The sequence below is a fragment of the Leifsonella bigeumensis genome (genome assembly GCF_039537265.1).
In the GTDB taxonomy this organism is placed as follows: Bacteria; Actinomycetota; Actinomycetes; order Actinomycetales; family Microbacteriaceae; genus Terrimesophilobacter; species Terrimesophilobacter bigeumensis.
In genome coordinates this window covers 515516-540133 of record NZ_BAABAE010000001.1, presented here as the reverse complement: position 1 = coordinate 540133, position 24618 = coordinate 515516, and the positions used below count along the sequence as shown (strand labels likewise).

Sequence of the window (24618 nt, the reverse complement as noted above, 5' to 3'; positions counted from 1 at the left end):
AGCGGCAAGGCCCCGCTTCTCGGAAGCGAGGCCTTGCTGAGTCATGGGTCTACTTGCTGTCGTCGTCCGCCACCTCGGCGTCGGCATCTGCGGCCTCGTCGGCCACCTCCGACTCCTTAGCGCGCTCGAGTTCGACGACGTCGGCCTCAGCGGGAGCATCCTCCGTTGCGTCGGCCTTGCTCTCGGAACCCGCCTCAGGAGCCTCATCGACTATCGCCTCGACGGGCTCCTGCTCGAGCGACGAGGACCCGGTGGCATCCGGAGCGGTCTCGTCGGCCGGCGCGTCCTCCACCGGCGCAGCCTTCGGCTTCTTCGTCTCGGCCTTGGCCTTCGGCTTGGCGTTGACGGGCTCGAGCACGAGCTCGATCTGCACCATGGGGGCGTTGTCGCCCTTGCGGAAGCCGAGCTTCGTGATGCGGGTGTAGCCGCCCTCGCGCTCCGCGACGAGCGGAGCGATCTCGGTGAACAGCTCGTGCACGACGCCCTTGTCGCCGATCACGGCGAGCACGCGACGGCGCGCGTGCAGGTCGCCGCGCTTGGCGAAGGTGATGAGCCGCTCGGCGACGGGACGCAGGCGCTTGGCCTTCGTCTCGGTCGTCTTGATGCTCTTGTGGGTGAACAGCGCAGCGGCGAGGTTCCCGAGCAGCAGTCGCTCGTGAGCCGGTCCGCCGCCGAGACGCGGGCCCTTGGTTGGCTTAGGCATTATCAGTTATCTCCAGGATCGAAAATGGTCGGGGCCGACTCAGTTGGACTCGTCGTCGTCGTAGCCGCTGTAGAAGTGGGCTCCGTCGAATCCGGGGACCGTGTCCTTGAGCGAGAGGCCGAGCTCGACGAGCTTGTCCTTCACCTCATCGACCGACTTCTGCCCGAAGTTCCGGATGTTCATGAGCTGCGTCTCCGAGAGCGCGACGAGCTCGCTCACCGAGTTGATGCCCTCGCGCTTGAGGCAGTTGTAGCTGCGCACCGACAGGTCGAGGTCCTCGATCGGCATGCTCAGCTCGCTCGAGAGCACGGCGTCGACCGGCGCGGGGCCGATCTCGATGCCTTCTGCGGCGCTGTTGAGCTCACGCGCCAGGCCGAACAGCTCGGTGAGCGTGCGGCCCGCCGAGGCGATCGCGTCACGCGGGGTGATCGCGTTCTTGGTCTCGACATCCACCACGAGGCGGTCGAAGTCGGTGCGCTCACCGGCACGCGTCGCCTCGACGCGGTAGGTGACCTTGAGCACGGGCGAGTAGATCGAGTCGATCGGAATCTGCCCGGCCTCGCTGAACTCGCTGCGGTTCTGCGTCGCAGAGACGTAGCCGCGGCCGCGCTCGATCGTGAGCTCGAGCTCGAAACGCGCCTTGTCGTTGAGTGTCGCGATGACGAGCTCGGGGTTGTGGATCTCGACGCCGGCGGGTGCGGAGATGTCCGCCGCGGTCACCTGGCCACCACCCTGCTTGCGCAGGTACGCGGTGATCGGCTCATCGTGCTCGCTCGAGACGACGAGGCCCTTGATGTTCAGGATGATCTCGGTGACGTCTTCCTTCACACCGGGGATCGTGCTGAACTCGTGCAGCACGCCGTCGATGCGGATGCTCGTGACGGCCGCGCCCGGAATGGACGACAGCAGGGTACGGCGAAGCGAGTTGCCGAGGGTGTAACCGAAGCCGGGTTCGAGCGGCTCGATCACGAACCGCGAACGGAACTCGGAGATGTTCTCCTCGGTCAGGGTTGGACGCTGTGCAATGAGCACTGTTGATTCCTTTCGGCGAAGTGTCCGCTATATGACACTTGTTTCTCGACGAGGTGGCTGGCCTGTCGGTCTGTTGAGTTGTGCGCTGGAGCTTGGAGCGAAGGCCATTTCTGGCCTTCGCGGCGACGCCAGCACCGACCGGCTCTGCCCGTCGGATCTGACGCTTACTTCTGGTTAGACACGGCGCCGTTTGGGCGGACGGCATCCGTTGTGCGCCTGCGGGGTCACGTCGTTGATCGAACCGACCTCGAGGCCGGCTGCCTGGAGCGAGCGGATCGCGGTCTCGCGCCCGGAACCCGGACCCTTGACGAAGACGTCGACCTTCTTGACGCCGTGCTCCTGCGCCTGGCGCGCGGCCGACTCGGCCGACATCTGGGCGGCGTAGGGCGTCGACTTGCGCGAGCCCTTGAATCCGACGACGCCGGACGAGGACCAGCTGAGCACTGCGCCGCTCGGGTCGGTGATGGTGACGATCGTGTTGTTGAACGTCGACTTGATGTGGGCCTGGCCCACGGCGACGTTCTTCTTCTCCTTGCGGCGCGGCTTGCGAGCGGCCGACTTGGGTGCTGCCATGTTCGTATCTCCTGTCGAAATCTTCGGGGGGCCGCGCTAGCGGGCCTTCTTCTTGCCGGCGACGGTGCGCTTCGGGCCCTTGCGGGTGCGCGCGTTCGTCTTGGTGCGCTGACCGTGCACGGGCAGTCCCTTGCGGTGCCGGATGCCCTGGTAGCTTCCGATCTCGACCTTGCGACGGATGTCGGCGGCCACCTCCCGGCGAAGGTCGCCCTCCACCTTGAAGTTGCCTTCGATGTAGTCGCGGAGTGCGATGAGCTGGTCATCGCTGAGATCCTTCACGCGGATCTCCCCGCTGATGCCGGTGTCGGCGAGGGTCTTGAGCGCCCTCGTGCGGCCGACGCCGTAGATGTATGTCAAGGCGACTTCCACCCGCTTGTCGCGGGGAATGTCGACGCCTGCTAGACGAGCCATGGTGGCTTCTCCTGTGAATGAGTGGAGGTCTGCAGCAGTACCTGTTCCCGGGCCTCCAACCCGGGGTGTCCTCGCTCGCGCGATTGGCGGTACTGCCTTTTTTTCCTCTCGGATCGAGCGTGTCGAGATCCCGTCGCGGTTACCCGGATGGTGGTCTCGGCAAGCTCGACCAGAGAAACTTTGTTAGCCCTGCCGCTGCTTATGCCTGGGGTTCTCGCAAATGACCATGACCCGGCCGTTGCGGCGGATCACCTTGCACTTGTCGCAGATCTTCTTGACGCTGGGGTTGACCTTCATGATTGTTGCTTTCTCGCTGTCCTCGTACCCGCGGGGTGCCGCGGGCCGTTACTTTCCAGCAGGCTCTACTTGTAGCGGTAGACGATGCGGCCGCGGGTCAGGTCGTATGGGCTGAGCTCTACGATGACCTTGTCCTCGGGGAGGATTCGGATGTAGTGCTGGCGCATCTTGCCCGAAATGTGGGCGAGAACGCGGTGTCCGTTGGTCAGCTCGACGCGAAACATCGCGTTGGGCAGCGCCTCGACTACTGCGCCCTCGATCTCGATGACACCGTCTTTTTTGGCCATAACTCACTGTCGCTTGCCAGCACCGTCTGCACAGTGCTGTTTGCTGGTCGTGCGGGTTGATTGCGGTGAAACGGGCACGAAAGTACGCACCCCAAGACACCAAAGAGCAATCTTATGCTATTTTTCGCCCCTTCGCCACGTAGCCGCTCATCCCGCCGAGAGGAGCCTGCCCGAACCGACGACAACCCCGTCCTCGTCGCTCACGAGCATCATGCCCGGCTGGATCTCAACCCCTCCGATCCACACCGGTACCTCGCTGTCGCCGGCTCCCGTCTTGGCGCTCGTGCGCGGATTGGAGCCGACCGCCTTGATCCCGAGGTCCAGCAGCCGCAACGCCGCGACATCCCGTACGGCGCCATGGACGACGACGCCGGCCCAGCCGTTCTCGAGCGCGGTCGCCGCGAGAACATCGCCCATGAGCGCGGTGTGAAGCGAGCCACCACCGTCCACGACGAGCACCCGCTCCAGTCCGGGGCGCCGAACAACCGACCGCAGGAGGGCGTTGTCCTGCCAGCAGCGCACGGTGGAGACGAGGCCATGGAACTGCCGCCGGCCCCCGTAGTCGGCGAATTGCACGTCGCAGGACGCGACACCGTCGCCGTGCCGGTCGACGAGATCCGCGGTCGACGGGACGCTGCTCATCCGACCACCTCCGGGGCCAGGTGCCGTCGACCGGGCAGGGAGGTCCGGTCGACGGCAGACTGCTCCACGTTCAGGAGGAGACGCGGGCCGGCAAGACCGTCAGCTGCTCGACGACCTCGTGCGTCGGGCGCACATCCGCGTACTTCATCGCCATGTCGAAGAGGTTCGCATTGTGCGGGGTGATGGCACGGTCGAACACGGCGTCGCTGGGAACGACCACGCGATAGTTGTAGGAGAAGGCATCGATGGTCGTGGAGCGCACGCAACCGCTTGTGGTCGCTCCGGTGATGATCAGGGTGTCGACCTCGAGGTCGACGAGGTAGCTCGCGAGCGACGTTCCGAAGAACCCGCTCGGGTGCCTCTTGGGTACCAGGATGTCCTTCTCCCGCGGCGCGACCCCGGGCGGGAAGTGATATCCCCGCTCCGGAACCTCCATGATGGAGGGCATCTTCGAGCCGAGCCGGCCGGCATCGTAAGCCAACTTGGGCGCCACGTGAGGGTAGAGCACCGGCCAATCCTTCTCCCGGAACAGGGCGAGGATGTCCTCGATCCTCTCCATCGCATCCCAGGCGGCCTCACCGCAGCTCGTCTTGTAGTCCTTGATGGACTCGAAGAAGGGCTTACGGGTGTCGCCCGTCGTGCGGTACTGCACGTCGATGATGAGCATCGCCGGGCGTTTGCCGATGCCGCCGGGGCCACCGAATTCGGCAGCTGCGTATCGGCGCACGTCCTCGTCCGTGACGAGCCCGTCCCAGGGCTTGCTCGATTGCGCGTCTACCATGTTGTCCTCCTGATGTTGATAGGTGATGGTCGCTGAAGCCTGACGGTCATTCGATTCCCGCCTCCGCGAGCGCCGCGGCACCGGAGTGCGCGCGGGAGAGATAGGCCCCGAAGGCGGGCTGGAGCTCGCCGTCGCGCACCGCGAACCGGCCGCGGACGATGGTGTCGGTGATCCGGCAGTCGAGCGTCGTGCCCTCCCACACCGAGTACGCCGCTGCGCTGTGCTGGGTGGATGCGCTCACAAGCGTCTGGGCATTCAGGTCGACGACCGCGAAGTCGGCATCGGACCCGACGGAGATGACGCCCTTGCGCGGGTAGAGTCCGAACAGCTGCGCCGGCCGCGTCGACGTGAGGTCGACGATGCGTTCGAGCGGAATCCCCCGATGCTGATGCCCTTCGCTGATGAGCGTCGGCAGCAGGGTCCCGACCCCGGGGAAGCCGGCCGACGCGCTCCAGATGTCCTTGTCCTTCGCGGTGAAGTGGCGTGAATTGTGGTCGGATCCGATGGTGTCGACGAGCCCGTCGCGGATGGCGTCCCAGAGGGCATCCTGATCGTCCTGCGTCCGAATCGGCGGGTTGACCTTCGCCCGTGACCCCATGGGGGTGTCGTAGGTGAGGGTCAGGTAGTGCGGACAGGTCTCCACGAAGACGTTCGGATAGTCGCGCCGGATCCGCTCCAGCGCCTCGAGGGCCTCCCGCGAGCTCACGTGAACCGCGTAGAAGGATGCGCCGAGCACCTTCGCGAGGTAGGCGACGCTCTGCGCTGCCTCGGCCTCCACGAAAGGCGGCCGGGTCTCGTTCCACGCCTCGAGGCCCGCCTCCGGAGTGCGGGGCACGTCGCCCCGGAGGCGCCAGATGAGCTCGACGTTCTCCGGATGGGCGTTGATGAGCGCGCCAGACTCCGCGCCGACCTTGAGCAGGTCGAACATGAAGGAGTCGTCGATGCCGGGAACCCCGAGGTAAGCGCCCTCATCTCCGCGGAAGTTCATGAAGAACTTGAAACTGGAGACCCCCAGGTCGGAGACGTAGGAGGGCACCGCCTCGAGCTGCTCCTTCGTGACGATACAGAAGTGGAATCCGAAGTCGGTGTGCGAATGCTCCCCCATGACCTGGGTGGAGGTGGCGAAGGATTTGTCGTAGGCATCCGGACCGATGAGGTAGACGAGCATCGTCGTGATACCCCCAGCGGCGGCGCTCGCCGACTCGGCGGAGGCATCGATCGGCTCCTCGGGGGCGGCGATGTTCTTGCCGAGGTGGACGTGCGGGTCGATGCCGCCGGGGAGCACGACCTTGCCCGAGACGTCCACCACCTCGGCGGCCGGCGCCGGATCGTCGTGCGCCACGATGGCCGCGATGATCCCGTCCCGCACGCAGATGTCCACCGCGGTGAGGCCCTGCCCGGGCAGTACGGCCTGCCCTCCGGTGAGCCGCAGATCGTAGTCCGTCGAATTGTCCGTCATCGCCTGTTCCTTACTGTTCGCACTCGCCGCCGATGGTCGCGAGCATCATTAGACGTAAAGCGCTCCGAGCGCGGCCACCGGGTCCTTGCCGAAGTCGTCGCGCACACCCTCGAAGACGGTCTCCCCGTTTCGTACGACCATGAACCGATCGCACAGTTCCAGGGCGACGTCGATGTTCTGCTCGACGAGCAGGATGCTGAGCCCATCGCCGCGCATGAGCGCGAGGAACTCGGCCACCTCCTTCACGAGCACGGGGGCGAGGCCCGAGGTCGGCTCATCGAGAACGAGGAGCACCGGATCGCCGATGAGGGCGCGACCGATCGCCAGCATCTGCTGTTCGCCGCCGCTCAGCGAGTTCGCTCGCTGGTTGCGGCGGTCCTTGAGCCTCGGGAACAGGGTGAACACCCTCTCGAGACCGTCAGGCCGGCCGGGGCGCCGCTTGGTGAGCGCCTGCTCGCCCAGCATGAGGTTGTCCTCGACACTCAGCGCGCCGAAGAGTTCCCGGTCCTGAGAGACCTGCAGCAGCCCGAGGTGGGCGGTGCGGAACGGAGAGAGCCGTGAGATGTCCTGACCCAGCAGCCGCACGGTGCCGCACTCCTTGCGGGCGAAGCCGCTGATCGCATCCACGATCGTCGTCTTGCCGGCGCCGTTGGCGCCGAGCAGGCCGAGGACCTCCCCGGGGTTCACGGTGAACGAGATGTCCCTCACGACCGTGGAGTTGCCCCGGATGGCGTTCACACTCTCGACCTGAAGCACGGGCTCGACAGTTTTCGCGTTCATAGCTCCTCCTAGCCCAGGTACGCCGCGACGACGTCTTTGTCGCTCTTGATCTGCTCCGGTGTGCCCCGACGCAGTTCGCGACCGAAGTTCATCACGACGATCTCGTCCGAGACCGAGAAGAGGAAGTCGGATGCGTGCTCCGTGACGAGCACGGCGGTTCCGCCCGCGGCGACGTCGCCGAGCACCGCGGCCAGCTCCGCTCGCTCCGCGACGGTGAGGCCGGCCGCGGGCTCGTCGAGCATGAGCACCTTGGCGTCGGCGGCCATGGCTCTGGCGACCTCGACGCGGCGGCGAAGCCCCGCTCCGAGATCCGAACCCATCTGCGAGGCGACGGACAGGAGGTCGAACCGTTCGAGGACCTCTGCCGCCCTCCGCCTCGTGTCACGCCTCCGCAGGAACCGGCCGCTCATCCGGGAGCCGTGGTCCAGCCCGAGGGCGATGTTCTCGATCGCAGTCAGGTCGTCCACGAGGCCGCCGAGCTGGAACGTCCTCGCGATCCCCAGTCGTGCCCGACCGTGCGCGGACAGCCGGGTCACGTCCCGGTCGCCGAGGACGACCCTCCCGCTCGTGAGCTCCTGGTGGCCGCTCACCGCGTTGAAGAAGGTCGTCTTGCCGGCACCGTTCGGCCCCATGAGCCCGGTGACCCTGCCCGCCGACAACTCGATGGAGACGTCGGCGACGGCTGTCAGGCCACCGAACTGGACGACGATGTCCTCTGCCCTCAGCACCACTTGCTGCTCGCTCACAGTACTTCCTCCCTCAGGGGGCGCCAACGCTTCGAGAGCGCGCCATAGATGCCCTTGGAGAAGAACAGCACGGCGATCAGGAGCACGGCGCCATAGATGAGTTCGCTGAGCCCCGGGAACCCTCGCAAGTACTCGCGCAGCAGCACGAGAACGACCGACCCGACGATCATCCCCCTCGTCGAGCCGAGACCTCCCACGATCACGATCAGGAAGAGGAAGATCAACTCCCGGAACATGAAGGTCTCGGGGAGGAACCGCAGCGAGAGGAAGCCGAACCAGGCTCCGGCGACGGCCATCAGGGCGGAGGTCACGGTGAAGGCCGAGAGCTTGCTTCGCCACACATTGATCCCGAGAGACTGGGCGACCCCCGGGCTCCTCCGAACAGCTCGCCATCCTCTGCCGAGCGGGGTTCGCTCGAGGTAGCGCGCGAAGACATAGGTGAGGATGACGAGCACCAGTCCGACGTAGTAGAGACCTCCCTGGGCAAACAGCGGCTTGCCGCCCAGCACCAGGAACTGCGGCGCGGGGATCGCGAACCCGCTGTAGCCGCCCGTGATATCGGAGAAGTTCCGGTAGAAGTAATCCAGGATGAACATGAAGGCGATGCCGGAGATCGCGAAGTAGTAGTGGTTGAGCTTCATGGTCATCGCGCCGAACACGATCCCGACGAGCCCTCCGGCAACACCCGCGACGATGATGACCAATTCCGCAGGGAGGCCGAGAACCGACATCCGGCCCCCCACGAAGGCGCCGAGCCCGAAGAAGGCGGCGCCCGTGAAGATCAGAAGTCCTGCCCAGCCGAGCGAGATGTTGAACCCGATCGTCGCGATCGCATAGCTCAGCGCGAGGCTCAGGATGAACAGCTGGAATCCGTTGAGGAACAGCGGTGCCGAGGCCGCGAGCGCGACGATCGCCACGGCGACCACCGGACCGAGCCAGCGGGGAGCGGTGAAACGGGAGGCGGCTCCGCCTTGCGGGTTCGCCACGCGACCCGTCACCTTCGCCATCACCTTGTCCAGCGCGCGGCTCATGTCATCACCTGCATTCTCGTGTCCTTCATCCCCAGAAGCCCGCTCGGACGGGCGATCAGCAGGGCCAGCACGACGACGAGGCCCGCGACGGCGCCGAGCTGCGTGGAGATATAGAAGCCGGAGAACCCCTCGAGCAGGCCCATCGCGAGGCCACCGATGAGAGCGCCGGGGATGCTGCCGAACCCTCCGAGTGCCATGGCCGCAAGGCCGATGACGAGCGGCCGGTTGCCGATATCCGGTCCGACCAGGAGGGTGGGTGCGGCGAGGATGCCGGCGAGGCCTGCGAGTACGGCGCCGAGGGCCCACATGATCGCGAAGACGCGCTTCACGTTGATCCCGACCAGGTCCGCCCCGCGGAGGTTGCTCGTGCAGGCGCGGATCACGAGGCCGATCCTGGTGCGCTGGAAGAAGTAGCCGAGGACGAGGCTCACGGCGATGAGGCTCGCGATCATGGCCAGATGCTGGGTGTTGATCGCCAGCCCCGCCGACTTGATGTAAGCCGCGTCACCGAGGAGCGGCGGCATGCCGCGCTGGTCGACGGTGAAGTAGCGGGCGATGCCGGTCACGATGAACGACACGGCGACGGTCGCGAAGACCTGCGTCACATGGTCCTTCTTCAGGAGCGGCTCGAAGGCGACCTTGTCGATGACCCAGCCGAGGATCGCCATGAACACGAGCGAGCCGACGATCGCCACGAGGTACGGAACGCCGAAGATCATGAGCTCCAGCGCGACGAAGGCGCCGAGCATGAAGAGCGAGCCGTGAGCGAAGTTCACCGTCGTCGTGGACCGGAAGATCAGGGTCAGGCCCAGTGCGAGAAGTGCGTAGACGCTCCCCTGGCCAAGCGAGGAGATCAGGACCTGGAGCAGGTCGGTGAGTGCGGTACCCAAGTGGTTGCTTCCCTTTCCCTGGATGGAGCTTCGTGATCGAGGTGGTGCCGGAGGACGGGATCCCGTCCTCCGGCACCGCTCGGGCGGTTACCCGCTCGAGACCTGGGCCTACTTGCGGGACAGCCAGTCCTTCCAGTCCGTGACGACGATGGTGCGCGAGTCCGTCGCTTTCGGGTCGAGCACGGTGAACCGGATGGTGATACCGGGGCGACGCGTCCGCGGGTCGTCCGCGTCGAACGCCTGGAAGCTCATCTCGCCACTGGGGATGGTGGTGTACGTTCCCGTTTCGGCGGTCTTGATCCAGTTGTCCCAGGTCAGGTCGTCGCCCATGCGCTTGAGCACCTCGATGTTGAACTCGGTGCTCACCGCGCCTTCGAGCGCGACGCTGTCGAACTGCAGCTCCGGGAAGCCGTCCTTGAGGAGCTCGCGGTGGTGGTCGTACGCGGGGTCGTCGATCGGCGCCGTGTAGGAGTAGGCGCTGAAGAAGTTCTCCACGAGTGCACGATCACCGAGACGCTCGACCTGCTCATCCGGCCTGGTTCCGTCACCGGTCACGATCGGGATGTCCAGCCCCTGTGGGCCGGCGGCACCGAGGAACACGGTCATGGGCTGCGGGTAGGCGAAGACCGCTGCCATGTCGGAGTTCGCGTTGAGCAGCTTCCGGATGGCCGGCGTCATGTCGCCACCCTCCGGGTCGAGCTCCTCGACCGTGCCGATGCTGGCACCGGCCTTCTCGAGCTCGGTCTGGGCCGCCGTGCCGAAGCCCTGGCCCCATTCGTCGCTCGTTGCGGCGACGGAGACGGTCTTCGCGTCCTCGTTCGAGGCGATGAATCCTGCGATCGCCTCAACCTGCTCGGCCGCGGTCGGCTTCGGGTGGAAGAGGTTGCGGACCGGCGGGTCCGAGATGGCCGCGCTCGCCGCGTTGACGACGAGGAACGGGATGCCGAGGTCTTCGATGAGCGGCTTCGAGGCGATGATGGCGTTGCTGCACGAGCCGCCGTGGATCATGAAGACCTGGTCCTGCTCGACGAACTTGCGGATGAGGCCCTGCATGCTGGCGGCATCGCAGTTGTCATCGCCGAGCACGAGTTCGATCTGGCGGCCGTTGATGCCGCCGTTCTCGTTGATCTCCTGGTACATCATCTCGGCCAGGCGCTGGGCCTTGCTGTAGACGGATGCGTTTCCAGAGTATGGGGCGAGCATGCCGATCTTGATGGTGTCATCGGTCACGCCCTGGGAGTAGCCGCCCTCCGAGTCGCCGGCCGGGCCGGTGGCACAGCCGGTGACGACGAGCGCCAGAGCGGCGATCATCGGGATCGTGATCTTTCCTGCACGGCTCTTGGCGAAGCCGCGAGGACGAAATGCGGTGCGAGGCACTTGGTGGTCCACGGTTACCCTCTCTTCAGTCTTCATTGACAACAAACCAACTCCCGGTATGTTATGTAGACAACCGGCCGCTTGTCAACCGATCTCGCACGAATAGTGCAGGCGGTCCGCACCACTCCCGCCATCCGAGAGAAGAGAGGCCGCCGTGCCCAAGACCGTCATCAACATCCCCGATGCCCCGCAGCCCGGCGGACCCTATAACCAGGCCGTCGTGGCTAACGGGCTCGTGTTCGTGGCCGGCTTCGGGCCGCGCGACCCGAAGACGCGAGAGATCCTGGGAGACGACATCGCCGCTCAGACCAGGATCACCCTCCGGCACATCGAATCCGTGCTGGCCAGCCATGGCCTCGGACTGTCCGATCTCGTCCAGGTGACCGCCTATCTTCAGGATCCGGCGCGCGACAAGGCCGCTTTCAATGCGGCGTATGCGGAAGTCGTTCCGCAGCCCTGGCCGGCCCGCGCGACGATCGGCGCCCAGCTGGCCGGCTTCCTCGTAGAACTCGATGCCATTGCGGTAGACCATAGCAGCGAAGAACCCGCCGCATAGGGATCCGGATGCCGACGTGACAGTAGACCGTCGGCATCCGGGCTCACGACGATGGGCGCTCCCCCTCAGACGCGACCGTGCACGAGCTCCCCGCGTACGATCACGCCCTGGATGTCCGCCGCTGACGCCCGTTCGACAAGGCTGGCGACGAGATCCACTGAGTCGACCAGGTTCGGCGACTGCGCATCCAGTACGACGATGGATGCCTCCTTGCCTGCGACAAGAGAACCGAGTTCGTCATCGAGACCGAGGATCCTGGCACCCTCGATCGTGGCCGAGGCGACGAGCGCGCGAGGATCGACCACCGCCGTATCGTGCGTGACGGCCCTCGTCACCCGGCTGAGGAAGTCGAGCTCCGCCAGCACGTCCGGGCTGTTCACCATGAGGTTGTCCGTGCCGATGCCCACTCGTCCGCCCAGGCCGAGGATCCTGGCATAGGGCGAGAACCCGTTTCCCAGAGCGGCCTGGCCGCGAGCGCACAGCACGATGGGGGCACCGCTCTCGACGATCGTCGAAAGCTCTGCATCCGAGGCATCGGTCATGTGGACGACATAGTCCGGGGCGATGAAGCGCACGACCCTCTCGACGTCCGCGAGACCGGCCCTGGTCAGCGACAGTTGCCGGTAGAGGTCGGTCTCGCAGGCGTGAGTCGCAAGGCGCTTGCCATGACGGCGCACGATATCGGCCGTCTCCTTCAGGCCGGCATCCGTCGTCTCGTTCGCCCAGACCGGGGAGAATCCGTCAGCGACGCTGAGGGCGTCTTCGATCTCCTGACGGTATTCCTCGGCGAGACCCTCCTCGTTTCCCAGGAAGCCGTCGTCCGTGTGCATCGGGGCATGGGCGTGGCGCGCATAGATGATGTCGCGGATCGGCAGGCCGTCGCACGCCTCCCGCAATTCCTTGACGCCCTCGATTCCACCCTCCCGGAAGTCGGCGAAGGCCACGACACCGAGCCGGAGCATGTGCTCCGCGGCGCGGCGCATGGCACCGATCCGCTCCTGGCGGGAGTGCTCGGCCATCCAGCCGTGCCGGAGGCCCTCCGGCTGCCAGAGAAGGTTGGTCCCGGCCGGGTATCCATATCCCCTCTCCTTGAGGATGGCGTCTCCGATGTGGGTGTGGCAGTTGATGAGTCCCGGGATGAGGAGCTTGCCGCTGGTATCCACGATGGGCACCCCCGCAGTCGGCTTCCCGCGCCCGATGCTCGCGATGCGTCCCTCACGTATCGTCAGGTGTGCGTCGCTCACGAGCTCGAGGTCATCGCCGACGAGGGCGTCTCCCCCCGCGAGAATGTATTCCGAACCCAGGTCCCCGTGTCCCATATGCTTCAATCCTTCGCTCGACTCTCATAACAAACCTACTGTTGGTATGTTATGAGTAGGGTTCCGGAAGTGTCAATATGTTCAATGGCTCTTCGGCCGTCGGGCACCGCCTACACAGAGAGGGGGGCAGGATGCTCAAGCAGGAGAGGGCGCGCATCACCCGGGGCAACATCGTCTCCAGCGCCTCACGCTCGTTCCACGATCACGGCTTCGCCCGAGCCTCCCTCTCCGACATCATCGAAGAGGCCGGTGTCACCAAGGGCGCGCTCTACTTCCACTTCGAGTCGAAGGAGGATGTCGCCGCAGCCGTGCTGGACGCCCAGCTCGAGCACGTGACTGCCGTCTTCACGGAGTTGGAGAACTCGGGACGCCCTCCACTGGAACTGCTCGTGGACCTCTGCTCCCTTCCAGCCAGGCCCCGGGAAGACGAGCAGGAGCTGCCCGTCGACTTCCGTCTCGCCACGGAACTGGCGAGCCTTCAGCCGGCCCTCGCCTTCTCGTTCTATGAGCGGTGGCTGCAGATGATCACCGCCCTCACACGCCGCGCCGAGGCTGCCGGCGCCCTCAAGAGCGGCATAGATCCGGACGTGCTCTCCAGGTTCCTTCTCGACACCATCACGGGCACAGAGCTCCTCTTCGCGGTCTTTTCCGCGGGAGAGGAGCGCGAAGACCACGGTCGCGGTCTATGGCGACTCCTCCTCCCACAGATCGCCGCGGAAGAATACGCGCAGGGGATCGACCGTATCCTCGACCGGGTCTTCAGTCCCGTCTAGCCCAGGTCCACACGGCCCGGCTCGGTACGGCCGAGGAACCACTCGGGTACCGAGACGAATCGGTCGCCCTCCATGCCGAGAGCGTCGCCCTGGCGGTAGTCGAAGTCCTCGACCCTCCCCACGTAGAGCGTTCTGTCGCCGAGGTCGTAGTCGGCCCACTCGGTGCACTCGAAGTGGGCCAGCATGCCGCGAAGGCGCGGCGCATACTCGCCCGCCACCCAACTCGGCTCGCTGCCGCACTGCCCGCGGAAGTGGGCAGCCAGACTGCGGTGCTCTGCACCGAGCACGTTGATGACGAAGGGCCGTCCGCGCATCGCGTCATGGACGATCGTCGACTTTCCGACCGGGACGAGCACGAGGGGCGGCTCCTTCGACACCGAGGTGAAGGAACCGACCAGCGTTCCAACGGGACCCTGGTCGCCCTCGGCCGTGATGACGGCCGCTCCCGTGACGAACCGGCCGAGGCTGCTCTGCAGATGTCGATGCCACGCAGGTCTCTCCAGGCCCGGGTTGGCGATCACTTCCGGCGACGTGAGGTTCATCATCGATTCCCTGCGGTCGAGACACTTCTTACCGTGGTAGCGCTGGCAAGAGATAGTGTTCTATAATCGAACGACTCTTCTCTTATATAGAACACTACTAGGTAGGTCTCGTGGCTGCAACGTCCGATCTCGCCCCCCACTCTCAGACCTTGTCTCGAGGCATCAACATCCTCGAGGTTCTCGCCACCGCGGGGCGCCCGCTCTCCATCGCCCAACTGGCTGCGGCGCTGGGCGTGCATCGTTCCGTCGCGTACCGGATCCTTCGCACGCTCGAAGACCACAACCTGGTCGCCCGCGACCCCTCGGGGGGAGTGCGACTCGGCGCCCGCCTGGCCGAGCTCTCGCAAGCGGTGTCCCGAGAGCTCCAGGTTGCGGCGCTGCCCGAATTGACCGCCGTCGCGAACGACCTCACCATGACAGCGTTCCTCGCCGTGATGGAGGGCAAGGAATCCGTCATCCTCACCAGTATCGAGCCGCGACATCAGGCCGCGACCATCGTGTACCGGCCGGGATCCCGTCACCCGGTCACCCATGGCGCCCCGGGCATCGCCATCCAGTCATTGCTCGATGAAACGCAGTGGAAGGCCGCCTTCCACGACGAACCCCGGCGCCCTGATGTGGAGAAGATCACCACGATCGGATACGTCACCACCCGGGGTGAGGTGATTCGAGGGATGGCCGCCACCGCCGTCCCCCTGAGCATTCCCGGCGAGATGCCGACAGCGCTCGCCGTGGTCTACGTCGAGTCCGAGCTCTCCGAGGACCAGATCGGGCAACGGCTGCTCATAGCGGCGCAGCGAATCGAGAGCGCGTTCAGCCAGTAGGAGGCAGCGCGACCGGCACGATCCCATACGACGCCAGTCCCGCCGCCCCGCCGTCCTCCGCCGTGAGCACCCAGACCCCGTCGGCGTGCACCGCGACCGAGTGCTCCCAGTGGGCGGATGCCGAGCCATCCGTCGTCGCCACGGTCCAGTCATCCTCGCGCACGAGGGTCTCGATCCCGCCCGCCGTGACCATGGGTTCGATCGCGACGACGAGTCCCGGCCTGATGCGCGGCCCCCGGTCACGCACACGGTAGTTGTATACGGTCGGCTCCTCGTGCATGGACCTCCCGATGCCGTGACCGACGTAGTCCTCGAGGATGCCGTACGCCTGACCATCGACCGCGTGCGACTCCACATGGTCCTCGATCGCTGCGCCGACCTCACCGAGGCGGCTCGCGCCGGCGAGCGCCGCGATGCCCGCCCAGAGCGCCCCCTCGGTCACGGCCGAGAGTCGCTCGCGGGCCGCGACAAGAGCCGGTCGCGTCGCATCCGGGACGACCATGGTGAAGGCGGCGTCCCCGTTGAACCCGTCCACCCGCGCGCCGCTGTCGATCGAGACGATGTCACCCGCCTGCAGGACGCGATCGCCGGGGACGCCGTGCACCACTTCCTCGTTGACCGAGGTGCATACCGTGTGGTGATAGCCCGGAACGAGCATGAAGTTCGGTTCGCCGCCCGCCGACCGGATCGTGTCCTCCGCGATCGCGTCGAGTTCACCGGTCGTGACTCCCGGCCGGATCGCGGCGCGCACCGCGGCGAGGGAGGCGGCCGTCACGAGGCCCGGGCGGACCATCATGCGGAGTTCGTCCGGCGACTTGTAGATCCCGTTGCGCGACACCACGGGAAGAGGTCAGCCGTGGGTGGCGTCGGACGCCGCAGCGGATGCGGCGTCGGGAATGGCGACTCCCCGCTCGGCCAGCCCCGACAGGATGCGTTCGCCGACGACCTCGACATCGCCGAGCCCGTCGACGGTCACGAGCAGCCCGCGGTCGCCGTAGACCTCGATGAGCGGCGCCGTCTCGCGGCGGAAGACATCCTGGCGGTGCCTGATGGCCTCCTCCGAGTCGTCGACCCTCCCCTGCTCGATCGCGCGCTTGCGGAGGCGGGTGACCACGACCTCCACGTCCGCGACGAGTCGGATGACCGCGTCGAGTTCCTGGTGCTTCTCCGCGAGGATCTCGTCGAGGAACCGCACCTGCGAGGTCGTGCGCGGGTAGCCGTCGAGCAGGAAGCCTGCTGCGGCATCCGGCTCCTCGAGCCGCGAGCGGACGAGCTCGTTGGTGAGCGAGTCCGGGACGTAGTCACCGGCATCCACGATGCTCTTCACTTCGAGGCCGAGCGGCGTCTCGTTCTTGATGTTGTAACGGAAGATGTCGCCGGTCGCGATCGCCGGAATCCCGAAGAGCGTCGAGAGTCGTGCGGCCTGCGTTCCCTTGCCCGCGCCCGGCGGGCCGATGATGAGAAAGCGACTCATCGCAGCAGTCCCTCGTAGTGGCGCTGCTGCAGCTGTGCATCGATCTGCTTCACCGTTTCCAAGCCGACGCCGACGATGATGAGGATGCTCGCGCCGCCGAACGGGAAGTTCTGGTTGGCCCCGAACAGGCTGAGCGCGAAGAGCGGGATGAGCGCGACGATGCCGAGGTACAGAGAGCCGGGCAGCGTGATCCGGGTGAGCACGTAGTCGAGGTACTCCGCCGTCGGGCGGCCGGCCCGAATACCCGGGATGAAGCCGCCGTACTTCTTCATGTTGTCAGCGACTTCCTCCGGGTTGAAGGTGATCGCGACGTAGAAGTAGGTGAAGCCGATGTTGAGCAGGAAGTAGACGAGCATGTAGAGCGGGCTGTCGCCCGACCGCAGGTTGTCGGTGATCCACTGCACCCATCCCGCCGGCGCTTCGCCCGGAGCGGGCTGGTTGAACTGCGCGATGAGAGCAGGCAGGTACAACAGGCTCGAGGCGAAGATGACCGGGATGACGCCGGCCATGTTGACCTTGATCGGAATGTAGGTGTTGTTGCCGCCGTAGGTACGACGGCCGACCATGCGTTTCGCATACTGCACGGGGATTCGTCGTTGCGACTGTTCGACGAACACGACGAGCGTCATGATCACGAGGCCCAGCACGAGCACGAGAAGGAACGCCTCGAAACCCTTGGCGACGGCGATGCCCCACAGCGCGGTCGGGAAGGTCGCCGCGATCGAGATGAAGATCAACAGGGACATGCCGTTGCCGATGCCGCGCTCGGTGATGAGCTCGCCCATCCACATGATGAGGCCGGTCCCGGCCGTCATGGTGATGACCATGAGCAGGATCGCGTACCAGGCGTCGTTGCTCAGCAGCTGGCTGCACTCGGCCGTGGTCGAACTCGGGAACAGGGCGCCGCTGCGGGCGACCGTGACGAGGGTCGTCGACTGCAGGATCGCGAGGCCGATCGTGAGGTACCGGGTGTACTGCGTGAGCTTGCCCTGGCCGGCCTGGCCCTCCTTGTAGAGGGTGTCGAAGTGGGGGATGACGACACGCAGCAGTTGCACGATGATCGACGCGGTGATGTACGGCATGATGCCGAGCGCGAAGATCGACAGCTGAAGGAGCGCCCCGCCGCTGAACAGGTTGACGAGGTCGTAGAGCCCGGTCGTTCCCGCACTGCTGGCCAGGCAGAGCTGGACGTTGCCGTAGTCGATGAACGGCGTGGGGATGAACGACCCGAGCCGGAACAAGGCGACGATGCCCAGCGTGAAGCCGATCTTCCTGCGAAGATCTGGCGTGCGGAAGATCCGCATGATTGCGCCGAACACGAGGCCTCCTGAGTTTACGGGTAGAACGGTCCGGGCGGCCCTTTCGGGCCCCCGCGACGGCTACGGTTCACTGGCAGGGATCTCCGGATGGCGAGCCATCCGGCCTGCTCACTTGACCGAGCCGCCAGCGGCGACGATCTTCTGCTCAGCTGAACCGGAGACCTTGTCGACCGCAACATTCAGCTTAACGTCAATCTCACCGCCCCCGAGAACCTTGACTTTCTCGTTCTTGCGAACGGCGCCCTTCGCGACGAGGTCGCTCACAGTGACCTCGCCGCCCTTCGGGTACAGTTCGGCGAGGCGCTCGAGGTTCACGACCTGGTACTCCACGCGGAACGGGTTCTTGAACCCGCGCAGCTTCGGCGTGCGCATGACGCTGTTGAGGTTTCCGCCTTCCAGCCCGACGCGCACCTGGTAGCGTGCCTTCGTTCCCTTGGTTCCACGACCGGCCGTCTTGCCCTTCGAGCCCTCACCGCGTCCCACGCGGGTCCTGGCCGTCTTGGCACCGGGCGCAGGACGCAGGTGGTGGACCTTGAGCACCTGCGGCCGGGCGACATCCTCGGATTTCGCCTTCTTCGGTGCAGCGGTCTTCGCAGCCGGCTTCGTCGTGGAGGGGGACTTGGCAGCTGCCGGCTTCGCGGCAGCGGTCTCCGCCTTGGGAGCAGCAGCCTTGGCTGCAGCGGCCTTCGCCGGAGCAGCTTTGGTGGTGGCAGCCTTGGGTGCGGCAGCCTTGGCGGCCGGCTTCTCGGCGGCAGTCTTCGCGGTCGCCGTCTTGGGCGCGGCAGCCTTCGCGGCAGCCTTGGGCGCAGTGGCCTTCGGGGCCGCGGCCTTCGCCGGAGCCTTCTTCTTCTCGGCTTCGTCAGCCATTAGTCAATCTCCTCGACTTTCACCAGGTGAGCGACCGTCCGGACGTAACCGCGGTTCTGCGAGTTGTCCTCGCGCACCACGACATCGCCGATGCGCCTGAGCCCGAGGCTCCGCAACGTGTCGCGCTGGTTCTGCTTCTCACTGATCTTCGACTTGATCTGGGTCACCTTGAGGCGCGCCATCAGACACCTGCCTTCTCTGCAGCTGCGGCCTTCGAGGTCTCCGCCTGGATCCGGAGGATCTGCTCAGGCACGACGTGCTCGATGCTCAGCCCGCGACGTCCAGCGACCGCGCTCGGCTCTTCGAGCTGCTGCAGCGCCGCGACCGTCGCGTGGACGATGTTGATCGTGTTCGACGACCCGAGCGACTTGCTCAGGACATCGTGGATGCCTGCGCACTCGAGCACCGCGCGAACCGGACCGCCGGCGATGACACCGGTACCGGCGGCGGCGGGGCGCAGCAGCACGACACCGGCGGCCGCCTCACCCTGGACGGGGTGCGGGATGCTCTTGCCGACGCGCGGGACGCGGAAGAAGTTCTTCTTCGCCTCCTCGACGCCCTTCGAGATCGCGGTCGGAACCTCACGCGCCTTGCCGTAGCCCACACCCACGAGTCCGTTGCCGTCACCGACGACGACGAGCGCCGTGAAGCTGAAGCGCCGACCGCCCTTGACGACCTTGGAGACGCGGTTGATGGTCACAACGCGCTCGAGGAACTGGCTCTTGTCGGAGTCCCGGCTTCCCCGCTGCTGGTTGGGGTTGCGCTCGCGTCCGCCGCGACGGGCCTCACGAGGCTCGTTGGCGGCATCCGCCTCCTCGACCACCGGGGCCGCGGTCTCGGCGGCCTTCGCGGTCTCGGCACCCGTTGTGGGCTCTGCGGCCGCAGTGGTCTGCTCGACCTCGGTCGCTTCTGCAGTCACTTGCTGCTCCTTGTCATTCGTGCTCTCGTCGCTCACAGGTTCAATCCACCCTCTCGAGCTCCTTCAGCGATCGCTGCGACGCGACCGGCGTAACGGCTGCCTCCGCGGTCGAAGACGACCGCATCGATACCGGCCTTCTTCGCACGCTCCGCGACGAGCTCGCCGACCTTGCGGGCCTTGGCGGTCTTGTCCGCGGAGAGTCCGCGCAACTCGGTCTCCATGGTCGAGGCCGAGGCGAGGGTACGACCCTTGCTGTCGTCGACGACCTGAACGAAGACGTGGCGGGCGGAACGCGTCACCACGAGGCGCGGACGCGCCTCGGTACCGACGACCTTCTTGCGAAGACGGGCGTGCCTGCGATCCCTGGCCGCCGACTTGCTCTTCCCTCTGGTTCCTGTAGCCATGCTTACTTACCAGCCTTTCCGGCCTTGCGGCGGACGACCTCGCCGGCGTAGCGCACGCCCTTGCCCTTGTAGGGCTCTGGCTTGCGCAGCTTGCGGATGTTCGCGGCGACCTCGCCGACCTGCTGCTTGTCGATGCCGTGCACCGCAAGCTTGGTGTTGCCCTCGACCGAGAACGTGATGCCGGCGGGCGGGTCGACAGTGATGGAGTGCGAGTAGCCGAGGGCGAACTCGAGCGAGTTGCCCTTCTGCGCCACCCGGTAACCGGTACCGACGATCTCGAGGCCCTTGGTGTAGCCCTCGGTGACGCCGATGATCTGGTTGTGGATGAGCGTACGCGTGAGGCCGTGAAGCGACCGCGACTCCCGCTCGTCGTCCGGACGGGTGACGAGCACCTGGCCGTCCTCGAGCTTGACCTCGATGGGATTCGCGACGGTGAGGCTCAACTCACCCTTCGGACCCTTGACAGTGACAGCCGAGCCGTCGACCTTGACATCGACGCCCGAGGGAACGTCGATGGGAAGCCTTCCAATACGTGACATGACCGGCTACCACACGTAGGCGAGGACTTCCCCACCCACGCCCTTCCCTGACGCCTCGCGGTCCGTGAGGAGCCCCGAGGAGGTGGACAGGATGGCGACGCCGAGCCCGCCGAGAACGCGCGGGATCTCGGTCGACTTGGCGTAGACCCGCAGACCGGGCTTCGACACGCGCTTGATGCCGGCGATGGAGCGCTCACGGTTCGGTCCGTACTTGAGGTCGATCGTGAGCGTCGAGCCGACGCGCGCGGGCTCGACCTTCCATCCCACGATGTAGCCCTCCGTCTTGAGGATCTCGGAGATGTGGGTCTTGAGCTTGCTGCTCGGCATCGACACGGTCTCGTGGTACGCCGAGTTCGCATTGCGCAGTCTGGTCAGCAGGTCTGCGACCGGATCTGTCATTGTCATGGTGTTATTCCTGTTTCTCGTCTGGTTTCGACATCCGTTACGCGAATGCCGACCTGGTCGATCGGTTACCGCTGGTGGATATTACTGTTCGGTGGTCTCGTTGCTGCGAAACGGGAAGCCGAGCGCCTTGAGGAGCGCACGACCCTCGTCGTCGTTCTTCGCCGTCGTCACGACGGTGATGTCGAACCCGCGGACGCGGTCGATCTTGTCCTGGTCGATCTCGTGGAACATCGCCTGCTCGTTGAGACCGAAGGTGTAGTTGCCGTGACCGTCGAACTGGCGGTCGGACAGCCCGCGGAAGTCGCGGATGCGGGGAAGCGCGAGCGTCAGCAGACGGTCGAGGAACTCCCACGCGCGGTCGCCGCGCAGCGTGACGTGCGCGCCGATCGGCTGGCCCTCGCGCAGCTTGAACTGCGCGATCGACTTGCGGGCGGCGGTCACCTGCGGCTTCTGGCCGGTGATGGCGGTGAGGTCCTTCACGGCGCCGTCGATGATCTTGCCGTCGCGGGCGGCCTCGCCGACACCGGTGTTCACGACGATCTTCGTCAGGTTCGGAACCTGGTGGACGTTCGTGAAACCGAAGTCGCTCTTCAGCTGCGCCGAGATCTCGGTCTTGTACTTCTGCTTGAGGCGCGGCTGCACCTTGACAGCCTGCGCGGCAGTAGTTGTGTCAGTCATTACAGGTCCTCACCTGAGCTCTTGGAGTAGCGGACGCGGACGGTCCTTCCCTCCTCGTTCTTCTCGACGCGGAAACCCACCCGGGTCGGCTTCTTCGTCTTGGGGTCGACCAGCGCCACGTTGGAGATGTGGATGGGGGACTCGAACGTCTCGAGGCCACCCGTCTTCGTTCCGCGCTGGGTCTGGCCGACACGCGTGTGCTTCGTGACGAAGTTGATGCCCTCGACGATCACGCGGTTCCTCTCGACGAGGACCTCCTTGACGCGACCCTGCTTGCCGCGGTCACCGCCACGAGCCTGCGACGGCCCGCTGATGACCTGCACGAGGTCGCCCTTCTTGATCTTCGCCATGACTAAATGACCTCCGGTGCCAGCGAGATGATCTTCATGAACTTCTTGTCGCGAAGCTCACGGCCGACCGGCCCGAAGATGCGGGTGCCGCGGGGGTCACCATCCGCCTTCAGGATCACAGCGGCGTTCTCGTCGAACTTGATGTAGGAGCCGTCGGGACGACGGGTCTCCTTCCTGGTGCGGACGATGACGGCCTTGACGACCTCGCCCTTCTTCACGTTCCCACCCGGGATCGCATCCTTGACCGTCGCGACGATCACGTCGCCGAGGCCGGCGTAACGCCGCCCCGACCCGCCGAGGACGCGAATCGTGAGGAGTTCCTTGGCGCCGGTGTTGTCGGCGACCTTGACTCTGGATTCCTGCTGAAGCATGGTTTCTTCCTGTTCACGAGCAAGCCGCGAGGCTTACTTGGCCTTCTCGAGGATCTCGACGAGCCTCCAGCGCTTCGAAGCGCTCAGGGGTCGGGTCTCGCTGATGACGACGAGGTCGCCGACACCGGCCGAGTTGGCCTCGTCGTGCGCCTTGACCTTGGAGGTGCGGCGGATGACCTTGCCGTACAGCGGGTGCTTCACGCGGTCCTCGACCTCGACGACGATGGTCTTGTCCATCTTGTCGCTCGATACGTAGCCGCGCCGGGTCTTGCGGTAGCCGCGCTCGAGAGCGGGCGCCTCGGCCACCTTGTCAGTGGTCTTCGCCATCAGCTGGCCTCCTCAGTGGTCTCTGCGGTCTCGGATGCCGCGGGAGCGTCATCCTTCTTCGCCGTCTTCTTCTTGGGTTTCGCCTCGGCCTTGGCCGGGACCTCGATCGCCGCCGGCGTCGCCCGGATGCCGAGCTCGCGCTCGCGGATGACCGTGTAGATCCGCGCGATGTCGCGCTTCACGGCGCGCAGGCGACCGTGGCTCTCCAGCTGTCCGGTCGCCGACTGGAAGCGCAGGTTGAACAGCTCTTCCTTGGCCTTCTTGAGTTCGTCGACAAGACGCTCGTCCTCGAAATTGTCGAGCTCGTCGGGGCGAAGCTCCTTGGAACCGATCGCCATTATGCGTCGCCTTCCTCGCGCTTGATGATGCGTGCCTTGAGGGGCAGCTTGTGGATGGCACGCGTGAGCGCTTCGCGGGCGACGGTCTCGTTGACCCCGCTCAGCTCGAACAGCACGCGTCCCGGCTTGACGTTCGCAACCCACCACTCGGGGGAGCCCTTCCCGGAACCCATGCGGGTCTCGGCGGGCTTCTTCGTGATCGGGCGGTCCGGGAAGATGTTGATCCAGACCTTTCCGCCACGCTTGATGTGACGGGTCATCGCGATACGAGCGGCCTCGATCTGGCGGTTCGTGACATAGGCGGGGGTGATCGCCTGGATGCCGAACTCGCCGAACGACACTGTCGTGCCACCGGTCGCCTGGCCGCTGCGCCCCGGGTGGTGCTGCTTGCGGTGCTTGACTTTACGTGGAATCAGCATGTCTAGGCCTCTGCTCCTACGGCCGCGGGAGCGGCATCCGTGCGTGCTCCACGACGCGGGCGGTCGCCGTCACGGCGCTCGGGGCGCTGGGACTTGGCGGCGGCCTGCTCGCGAGCGAGTTCGCGGTTGGTGATGTCACCCTTGTAGATCCACACCTTCACGCCGATACGGCCGAACGTCGTGCGGGCCTCGTAGAAGCCGTAGTCGATGTTGGCGCGCAGCGTGTGCAGCGGGACCCGGCCCTCGCGGTAGAACTCGGAGCGGCTCATCTCCGCGCCGCCGAGGCGGCCGGAGACCTGGATGCGAACGCCCTTGGCGCCGGCGCGCTGGGCGCCCTGCAGTCCCTTGCGCATCGCGCGGCGGAACGCGACACGCGCGCTCAGCTGCTCGGCGATGCCCTGGGCGACGAGCTGCGCCTCGGCCTCGGGGTTCTTGACCTCGAGGATGTTGAGCTGGATCTGCTTGGCCGTGAGCTTCTCGAGGTCTGCACGGATGCGCTCCGCCTCCGCACCACGGCGCCCGATGACGATGCCGGGGCGCGCGGTGTGGATGTCCACGCGAACGCGGTCACGGGTGCGCTCGATCTCGATGCGGGCGACGCCTGCACGGTCGAGGCTCGTCTTGAGCAGGTTGCGGATCTTCACGTCCTCGGCGACGAAGTCGCTGTAGCGCTGGCCGGCCTTGGTCGAGTCGGAGAACCACCGCGACACATGGTCGGTCGTGATCCCGAGTCGGAACCCGTACGGATTGACTTTCTGTCCCATTACTTCTTCCCTGCCTTCTTCGAGGCCTGCTCGACGTGGGCATCGGTCGGGGTCGAGAGTACGACCGTGATGTGGCTCGTGCGCTTGAGGATCTGGAACGCGCGCCCCTGGGCACGCGGCTGGAACCGCTTGAGAGTCGCCCCGTCGTCGACGAACGCCTTCGTGACGAAGAGATCCTGCTCATCGAGGTAGCTGTTCTCGTTGTCCGCCTTGACGCGGGCGTTGGCCATCGCCGAGGCGACGAGCTTGTAGACCGGCTCGCTCGCACCCTGCGGCGCGAACTTCAGGATGGCCAGGGCCTCGGCAGCCTGCTTGCCGCGGATCATGTTGACGACACGACGAGCCTTCTGAGGCGTAACGCGGATGTGTCGCACGCGTGCGATCGACTCCACCATTTCTCTTCCTCCTTCACGCCCCCGCG

The 24618-nt window shown here is 65.9% G+C and carries 36 protein-coding genes; 3 read left to right on the top strand and 33 right to left on the bottom strand.

The genetic code is table 11. From position 1 onward, the window contains the following. Positions 1-49: 49 nt before the first annotated feature. The 14 genes from rplQ to ABD678_RS02830 form a co-directional block, all read right to left on the bottom strand. Positions 50-703, bottom strand: a complete 654-nt coding sequence (gene rplQ / locus ABD678_RS02895) for a 50S ribosomal protein L17 (RefSeq protein ID WP_344753476.1) — start codon at positions 701-703, stop codon at positions 50-52. A 39-nt stretch (positions 704-742) separates the two neighbouring features. Next, positions 743-1735: a DNA-directed RNA polymerase subunit alpha gene (locus tag ABD678_RS02890; protein WP_344753474.1), complete on the bottom strand. Its 993-nt coding sequence runs from the start codon at positions 1733-1735 to the stop codon at positions 743-745. 174 nt (positions 1736-1909) lie between these two features. After that, positions 1910-2308 carry a 30S ribosomal protein S11 gene (gene rpsK, locus ABD678_RS02885; RefSeq protein WP_344753472.1) on the bottom strand — a complete coding sequence of 133 codons (399 nt, stop codon included), beginning with the start codon at positions 2306-2308 and terminating at the stop codon, positions 1910-1912. A 36-nt stretch (positions 2309-2344) separates the two neighbouring features. Further along, entirely contained in the window at positions 2345-2719 is a 375-nt protein-coding gene (rpsM, locus tag ABD678_RS02880; RefSeq protein ID WP_344753470.1) for a 30S ribosomal protein S13, read from the bottom strand. A 183-nt stretch (positions 2720-2902) separates the two neighbouring features. Continuing rightward, positions 2903-3016: a 50S ribosomal protein L36 gene (rpmJ, locus tag ABD678_RS02875; RefSeq protein ID WP_011186712.1), complete on the bottom strand. Its 114-nt coding sequence runs from the start codon at positions 3014-3016 to the stop codon at positions 2903-2905. A gap of 65 nt (positions 3017-3081) precedes the next feature. Further along, positions 3082-3303, bottom strand: coding sequence for a translation initiation factor IF-1 (infA, locus tag ABD678_RS02870; RefSeq protein ID WP_344753467.1), 222 nt, complete (start codon positions 3301-3303; stop codon positions 3082-3084). Between the two features lie 147 nt (positions 3304-3450). Then, positions 3451-3945 (bottom strand): ribonuclease E activity regulator RraA, encoded by a 495-nt coding sequence (gene rraA, locus ABD678_RS02865; RefSeq protein WP_344753465.1) that lies wholly within the window; start codon positions 3943-3945, stop codon positions 3451-3453. A gap of 70 nt (positions 3946-4015) precedes the next feature. Further along, a complete protein-coding gene (locus ABD678_RS02860; RefSeq protein ID WP_344753463.1) occupies positions 4016-4726 on the bottom strand; it encodes an isochorismatase family protein in 711 nt (236 codons plus the stop codon). Positions 4727-4772: 46 nt separating this feature from the next. Continuing rightward, on the bottom strand, positions 4773-6185 hold the full coding sequence (locus tag ABD678_RS02855) for a dihydroorotase (protein ID WP_344753461.1): 1413 nt from the start codon (positions 6183-6185) through the stop codon (positions 4773-4775). 48 nt (positions 6186-6233) lie between these two features. Continuing rightward, on the bottom strand, positions 6234-6965 hold the full coding sequence (locus tag ABD678_RS02850; RefSeq protein WP_344753459.1) for an ABC transporter ATP-binding protein: 732 nt from the start codon (positions 6963-6965) through the stop codon (positions 6234-6236). A gap of 8 nt (positions 6966-6973) precedes the next feature. Continuing rightward, complete coding sequence (locus tag ABD678_RS02845) at positions 6974-7711, bottom strand: ABC transporter ATP-binding protein (RefSeq protein WP_344753457.1); 738 nt, start codon at positions 7709-7711, stop codon at positions 6974-6976. Further along, a complete protein-coding gene (locus ABD678_RS02840) occupies positions 7708-8742 on the bottom strand; it encodes a branched-chain amino acid ABC transporter permease (RefSeq protein ID WP_344753455.1) in 1035 nt (344 codons plus the stop codon). The genes ABD678_RS02845 and ABD678_RS02840 overlap by 4 nt, the downstream gene beginning before the upstream one ends. After that, positions 8739-9632, bottom strand: coding sequence for a branched-chain amino acid ABC transporter permease (locus tag ABD678_RS02835; RefSeq protein ID WP_344753453.1), 894 nt, complete (start codon positions 9630-9632; stop codon positions 8739-8741). Before ABD678_RS02835 ends, ABD678_RS02840 begins: the two co-directional genes overlap by 4 nt. Before the next feature lie 108 nt (positions 9633-9740). Next, a complete protein-coding gene (locus ABD678_RS02830; RefSeq protein WP_344753451.1) occupies positions 9741-11021 on the bottom strand; it encodes an ABC transporter substrate-binding protein in 1281 nt (426 codons plus the stop codon). A gap of 142 nt (positions 11022-11163) precedes the next feature. Between ABD678_RS02830 and ABD678_RS02825 the strand changes: the two genes are divergently transcribed. Beyond that, positions 11164-11565, top strand: a complete 402-nt coding sequence (locus tag ABD678_RS02825) for a RidA family protein (protein WP_344753449.1) — start codon at positions 11164-11166, stop codon at positions 11563-11565. Between the two features lie 65 nt (positions 11566-11630). Here ABD678_RS02825 and ABD678_RS02820 read toward each other — a convergent pair whose 3' ends face one another. Next, a complete protein-coding gene (locus tag ABD678_RS02820) occupies positions 11631-12884 on the bottom strand; it encodes an amidohydrolase family protein (RefSeq protein ID WP_344753447.1) in 1254 nt (417 codons plus the stop codon). A 131-nt stretch (positions 12885-13015) separates the two neighbouring features. On the opposite strand from ABD678_RS02820, the gene ABD678_RS02815 reads away from it, so the two are divergent. Continuing rightward, positions 13016-13657 (top strand): ScbR family autoregulator-binding transcription factor, encoded by a 642-nt coding sequence (locus ABD678_RS02815; RefSeq protein WP_344753445.1) that lies wholly within the window; start codon positions 13016-13018, stop codon positions 13655-13657. Here the strand turns inward: ABD678_RS02815 and ABD678_RS02810 are convergent. Then, the gene (locus ABD678_RS02810) at positions 13654-14199 is read right to left on the bottom strand and encodes a flavin reductase family protein (RefSeq protein ID WP_344753443.1); all 546 of its coding nucleotides are present in this window, start codon (positions 14197-14199) and stop codon (positions 13654-13656) included. The two genes, ABD678_RS02815 and ABD678_RS02810, sit on opposite strands and share 4 nt — an antisense overlap. 149 nt (positions 14200-14348) lie before the next feature. Here ABD678_RS02810 and ABD678_RS02805 point away from each other — a divergent pair, with 149 nt between their 5' ends. Continuing rightward, entirely contained in the window at positions 14349-15023 is a 675-nt protein-coding gene (locus ABD678_RS02805) for an IclR family transcriptional regulator (RefSeq protein WP_344753441.1), read from the top strand. On the opposite strand, the gene map is transcribed toward ABD678_RS02805, so the two are convergent. The 17 genes from map to rplV form a co-directional block, all read right to left on the bottom strand. Continuing rightward, positions 15013-15864 (bottom strand): type I methionyl aminopeptidase, encoded by an 852-nt coding sequence (gene map / locus ABD678_RS02800; protein ID WP_344753439.1) that lies wholly within the window; start codon positions 15862-15864, stop codon positions 15013-15015. The genes ABD678_RS02805 and map overlap by 11 nt on opposite strands. 9 nt (positions 15865-15873) lie before the next feature. Further along, positions 15874-16497: an adenylate kinase gene (locus ABD678_RS02795; protein WP_344753437.1), complete on the bottom strand. Its 624-nt coding sequence runs from the start codon at positions 16495-16497 to the stop codon at positions 15874-15876. Then, positions 16494-17816: a preprotein translocase subunit SecY gene (secY, locus tag ABD678_RS02790; protein ID WP_344753435.1), complete on the bottom strand. Its 1323-nt coding sequence runs from the start codon at positions 17814-17816 to the stop codon at positions 16494-16496. Before secY ends, ABD678_RS02795 begins: the two co-directional genes overlap by 4 nt. A gap of 108 nt (positions 17817-17924) precedes the next feature. Continuing rightward, positions 17925-18683, bottom strand: coding sequence for a 50S ribosomal protein L15 (gene rplO, locus ABD678_RS02785; RefSeq protein ID WP_344753433.1), 759 nt, complete (start codon positions 18681-18683; stop codon positions 17925-17927). Continuing rightward, positions 18683-18865: a 50S ribosomal protein L30 gene (rpmD, locus tag ABD678_RS02780; RefSeq protein ID WP_344753431.1), complete on the bottom strand. Its 183-nt coding sequence runs from the start codon at positions 18863-18865 to the stop codon at positions 18683-18685. Before rpmD ends, rplO begins: the two co-directional genes overlap by 1 nt. Next, positions 18865-19506, bottom strand: a complete 642-nt coding sequence (gene rpsE, locus ABD678_RS02775; protein ID WP_344753541.1) for a 30S ribosomal protein S5 — start codon at positions 19504-19506, stop codon at positions 18865-18867. Before rpsE ends, rpmD begins: the two co-directional genes overlap by 1 nt. Positions 19507-19634: 128 nt before the next feature. Beyond that, positions 19635-20006, bottom strand: coding sequence for a 50S ribosomal protein L18 (gene rplR, locus ABD678_RS02770; protein ID WP_344753429.1), 372 nt, complete (start codon positions 20004-20006; stop codon positions 19635-19637). Between the two features lie 2 nt (positions 20007-20008). After that, positions 20009-20545 carry a 50S ribosomal protein L6 gene (gene rplF, locus ABD678_RS02765; RefSeq protein WP_344753427.1) on the bottom strand — a complete coding sequence of 179 codons (537 nt, stop codon included), beginning with the start codon at positions 20543-20545 and terminating at the stop codon, positions 20009-20011. A gap of 6 nt (positions 20546-20551) precedes the next feature. Beyond that, entirely contained in the window at positions 20552-20950 is a 399-nt protein-coding gene (rpsH, locus tag ABD678_RS02760) for a 30S ribosomal protein S8 (protein WP_344753425.1), read from the bottom strand. A gap of 81 nt (positions 20951-21031) precedes the next feature. Next, positions 21032-21628, bottom strand: coding sequence for a 50S ribosomal protein L5 (gene rplE / locus ABD678_RS02755; protein WP_344753423.1), 597 nt, complete (start codon positions 21626-21628; stop codon positions 21032-21034). Next, positions 21628-21978 (bottom strand): 50S ribosomal protein L24, encoded by a 351-nt coding sequence (gene rplX, locus ABD678_RS02750; RefSeq protein WP_344753421.1) that lies wholly within the window; start codon positions 21976-21978, stop codon positions 21628-21630. The genes rplE and rplX overlap by 1 nt, the downstream gene beginning before the upstream one ends. Positions 21979-21980: 2 nt before the next feature. Continuing rightward, positions 21981-22349 carry a 50S ribosomal protein L14 gene (rplN, locus tag ABD678_RS02745; protein WP_344753419.1) on the bottom strand — a complete coding sequence of 123 codons (369 nt, stop codon included), beginning with the start codon at positions 22347-22349 and terminating at the stop codon, positions 21981-21983. A gap of 33 nt (positions 22350-22382) precedes the next feature. After that, on the bottom strand, positions 22383-22676 hold the full coding sequence (gene rpsQ / locus ABD678_RS02740) for a 30S ribosomal protein S17 (protein WP_344753417.1): 294 nt from the start codon (positions 22674-22676) through the stop codon (positions 22383-22385). Then, positions 22676-23014: a 50S ribosomal protein L29 gene (rpmC, locus tag ABD678_RS02735; protein ID WP_344753415.1), complete on the bottom strand. Its 339-nt coding sequence runs from the start codon at positions 23012-23014 to the stop codon at positions 22676-22678. The genes rpsQ and rpmC overlap by 1 nt, the downstream gene beginning before the upstream one ends. Further along, a complete protein-coding gene (gene rplP / locus ABD678_RS02730; RefSeq protein ID WP_344753413.1) occupies positions 23014-23433 on the bottom strand; it encodes a 50S ribosomal protein L16 in 420 nt (139 codons plus the stop codon). Before rplP ends, rpmC begins: the two co-directional genes overlap by 1 nt. Positions 23434-23435: 2 nt before the next feature. Further along, the gene (rpsC, locus tag ABD678_RS02725; protein WP_344753412.1) at positions 23436-24197 is read right to left on the bottom strand and encodes a 30S ribosomal protein S3; all 762 of its coding nucleotides are present in this window, start codon (positions 24195-24197) and stop codon (positions 23436-23438) included. Beyond that, positions 24197-24592 (bottom strand): 50S ribosomal protein L22, encoded by a 396-nt coding sequence (gene rplV, locus ABD678_RS02720; protein WP_344753410.1) that lies wholly within the window; start codon positions 24590-24592, stop codon positions 24197-24199. The genes rpsC and rplV overlap by 1 nt, the downstream gene beginning before the upstream one ends. Positions 24593-24618: the final 26 nt, after the last annotated feature.

Bases quoted from the DNA above. Each gene is read 5' to 3' on its own strand.
- rplQ (WP_344753476.1), bottom strand. From the start codon at position 703: ATGCCTAAGCCAACCAAGGGCCCGCGTCTCGGCGGCGGACCGGCTCAC.
- rpsK (WP_344753472.1), bottom strand. From the start codon at position 2,308: ATGGCAGCACCCAAGTCGGCCGCTCGCAAGCCGCGCCGCAAGGAGAAG.
- rpsM (WP_344753470.1), bottom strand. From the start codon at position 2,719: ATGGCTCGTCTAGCAGGCGTCGACATTCCCCGCGACAAGCGGGTGGAA.
- rpmJ (WP_011186712.1), bottom strand. From the start codon at position 3,016: ATGAAGGTCAACCCCAGCGTCAAGAAGATCTGCGACAAGTGCAAGGTG.
- infA (WP_344753467.1), bottom strand. From the start codon at position 3,303: ATGGCCAAAAAAGACGGTGTCATCGAGATCGAGGGCGCAGTAGTCGAG.
- rraA (WP_344753465.1), bottom strand. From the start codon at position 3,945: ATGAGCAGCGTCCCGTCGACCGCGGATCTCGTCGACCGGCACGGCGAC.
- ABD678_RS02860 (WP_344753463.1), bottom strand. From the start codon at position 4,726: ATGGTAGACGCGCAATCGAGCAAGCCCTGGGACGGGCTCGTCACGGAC.
- ABD678_RS02855 (WP_344753461.1), bottom strand. From the start codon at position 6,185: ATGACGGACAATTCGACGGACTACGATCTGCGGCTCACCGGAGGGCAG.
- ABD678_RS02850 (WP_344753459.1), bottom strand. From the start codon at position 6,965: ATGAACGCGAAAACTGTCGAGCCCGTGCTTCAGGTCGAGAGTGTGAAC.
- ABD678_RS02840 (WP_344753455.1), bottom strand. From the start codon at position 8,742: ATGAGCCGCGCGCTGGACAAGGTGATGGCGAAGGTGACGGGTCGCGTG.
- ABD678_RS02820 (WP_344753447.1), bottom strand. From the start codon at position 12,884: ATGGGACACGGGGACCTGGGTTCGGAATACATTCTCGCGGGGGGAGAC.
- ABD678_RS02815 (WP_344753445.1), top strand. From the start codon at position 13,016: ATGCTCAAGCAGGAGAGGGCGCGCATCACCCGGGGCAACATCGTCTCC.
- ABD678_RS02810 (WP_344753443.1), bottom strand. From the start codon at position 14,199: ATGAACCTCACGTCGCCGGAAGTGATCGCCAACCCGGGCCTGGAGAGA.
- ABD678_RS02795 (WP_344753437.1), bottom strand. From the start codon at position 16,497: ATGAGTCGCTTTCTCATCATCGGCCCGCCGGGCGCGGGCAAGGGAACG.
- rplO (WP_344753433.1), bottom strand. From the start codon at position 18,683: ATGGCTGACGAAGCCGAGAAGAAGAAGGCTCCGGCGAAGGCCGCGGCC.
- rpmD (WP_344753431.1), bottom strand. From the start codon at position 18,865: ATGGCGCGCCTCAAGGTGACCCAGATCAAGTCGAAGATCAGTGAGAAG.
- rplR (WP_344753429.1), bottom strand. From the start codon at position 20,006: ATGGCTACAGGAACCAGAGGGAAGAGCAAGTCGGCGGCCAGGGATCGC.
- rplF (WP_344753427.1), bottom strand. From the start codon at position 20,545: ATGTCACGTATTGGAAGGCTTCCCATCGACGTTCCCTCGGGCGTCGAT.
- rpsH (WP_344753425.1), bottom strand. From the start codon at position 20,950: ATGACAATGACAGATCCGGTCGCAGACCTGCTGACCAGACTGCGCAAT.
- rplE (WP_344753423.1), bottom strand. From the start codon at position 21,628: ATGACTGACACAACTACTGCCGCGCAGGCTGTCAAGGTGCAGCCGCGC.
- rplX (WP_344753421.1), bottom strand. From the start codon at position 21,978: ATGGCGAAGATCAAGAAGGGCGACCTCGTGCAGGTCATCAGCGGGCCG.
- rplN (WP_344753419.1), bottom strand. From the start codon at position 22,349: ATGCTTCAGCAGGAATCCAGAGTCAAGGTCGCCGACAACACCGGCGCC.
- rpsQ (WP_344753417.1), bottom strand. From the start codon at position 22,676: ATGGCGAAGACCACTGACAAGGTGGCCGAGGCGCCCGCTCTCGAGCGC.
- rpmC (WP_344753415.1), bottom strand. From the start codon at position 23,014: ATGGCGATCGGTTCCAAGGAGCTTCGCCCCGACGAGCTCGACAATTTC.
- rplP (WP_344753413.1), bottom strand. From the start codon at position 23,433: ATGCTGATTCCACGTAAAGTCAAGCACCGCAAGCAGCACCACCCGGGG.
- rpsC (WP_344753412.1), bottom strand. From the start codon at position 24,197: ATGGGACAGAAAGTCAATCCGTACGGGTTCCGACTCGGGATCACGACC.
- rplV (WP_344753410.1), bottom strand. From the start codon at position 24,592: ATGGTGGAGTCGATCGCACGCGTGCGACACATCCGCGTTACGCCTCAG.